The sequence below is a fragment of the Peterkaempfera griseoplana genome (assembly GCF_001418575.1).
In the GTDB taxonomy this organism is placed as follows: domain Bacteria; phylum Actinomycetota; class Actinomycetes; order Streptomycetales; family Streptomycetaceae; genus Peterkaempfera; species Peterkaempfera griseoplana.
Map to the genome: position 1 here is coordinate 1 of NZ_LIQR01000774.1, position 1698 is coordinate 1698.

A 1698-nucleotide genomic window follows, 5' to 3' on the forward strand; every position below is an offset into this window, starting at 1 on the left:
CCTCCTGGTCGGCCCTGGCCTCCTGCGCGGCGACGGCCGCCGTGCGGGCCTCGGCGACGGAGTGGACCGCGTCCAGCACCCCGCGGTAGCCGGTGCAGCGGCACAGGTTGCCGCAGAGCGCCTCGCGGGCCTCCACGTCGCTCGGCCGGTGGTTGCGCTGCAGCAGGTCGTGGACGGCCATGGCCAGGCCGGGCACACAGTAGCCGCACTGGACCGCGCCGCTCTCCGCGAGCGCCTGCTGCACGTCGGAGGGCAGGCCGTCGGGCGCGAGCCCCTCCACGGTCTGGATGTCGCTGCCGGCCGCCAGCGCCGCGGGCACCAGGCAGGAGGCGACCAGCTGCCCGTCGACCTGCACCGAGCAGGCACCGCACTCGCCCTGTTCGCAGCCGTCCTTGGCGCCGGCCAGCCCCAGCCGCTCACGGAGCACGAAGAGCAGGCTCTCGCCGATCCAGGCGTCGGCCACCGGCCGGTCGCCGCCGTTGACGCGGAGCGTGTACGAGGCGCAGGGCCGTTCCCCGGTGCCGTCCGGCATCGCCTCGAACGCCTGCGTCCCGAACGGCTGCGTCCCGTCGTCGGCTTGACCGCCGGCGAGGCTCAGGTCGTCCGTCACTTGAGTGCCCTCCCCAGTGCACGTCGGGCCAGGACCGCAACCGTACGCCGCAGCCGCTGCGCGGCGGCAGGCGGCCCCCCGGCGGCGGTCGTACCGTCGTCGGTGCCGGGGAGCCGGGTGCCCAGCTGGTCGGCGAGGGTCTGCGGGTCGGGGACGCAGGCGCCGGCCACGTACTCGCCGAAGGCGGTGAGCGCGGCCGGGTCGATGCCCCGCTCGCCGTCCCAGTCGATGCAGGTGGCGACCCAGGTCTCGGCCTCCAGCGGCCTCAGCGGCACCGGGGCGACGGCCCCGACGGCGCAGCGGACCGCGCGCCGGGCCGGGTCCAGGACCAGGGCGACCGAGGCGGTGGCGCGGGCGGGGCCGCTGCGGCCGGTGGCCTTGAGGTAGACCTGCGGGGCGTGCAGCAGCGGGACGCGGACCCAGCCCAGCAGCTCACCCGGGCGGATCGGGTCCAGGCCGGTGAGCAGATGGCTGACCGGGACCTCCCGGGAGCCGGCCGGGCCGGTCAGGGTGACGCCGGCCTCCAGCGCGGACAGCACGGGCAGGGTGTCGCCCGTCGGGTCCGCGGTGGCGATGTTGCCGCCCAGGGTGCCGGCGTTGCGGATCTGCGGGGGACCCGCGGTGCGGGCGGCGTCCGCCAGGGCGGGGATCAGCGCCGCGAAGTCGGGGCGGCCCATCCGGGCGTGGGTCAGTCCGGCGCCGAGGACCGCGGTGCCGCCGTCCTCGTAGCGCCAGCCCCGCAGCTCGCTGATCCTGCCCAGTCCGACCAGGGCGGGAGGCCGCAGCAGTCCGGCGTTGACGGCGCCCATCAGGTCGGTGCCGCCCGCCACCGGCACCGCGGCGGGGGCTGCGGCCAGCGCCTGGACGGCCTCGTCCAGTGTGGCCGGAAGCATGATGGTCCGGTTCACCCTGTTGTCACCGCGCTCTGCTCACTCACGACGCCGCCCCTTCTCCGCCCGTACGGTACGTGGAAACCCCGCGGGCGGGGAAACTCTGGCACACAATGCACGGTGATCATTTGCGGGGTGCCGCAGCGCTTCGCCCCGCCCCCGGCGCCCCGCACGTGATCACCGTGCATTGTGTGCCAG

At 76.1% G+C, this 1698-nt stretch carries 1 protein-coding gene and 1 pseudogene; both read right to left on the reverse strand.

All coding sequences use genetic code 11. The annotated features are described in order from the left end of the window. Positions 1-523 (reverse strand): annotated as a pseudogene (locus AOK09_RS36670) ((2Fe-2S)-binding protein); the annotation flags it as partial. An 83-nt stretch (positions 524-606) separates the two neighbouring features. Beyond that, complete coding sequence (locus AOK09_RS36675; protein ID WP_055591483.1) at positions 607-1503, reverse strand: FAD binding domain-containing protein; 897 nt, start codon at positions 1501-1503, stop codon at positions 607-609. Positions 1504-1698 lie beyond the last annotated feature (195 nt).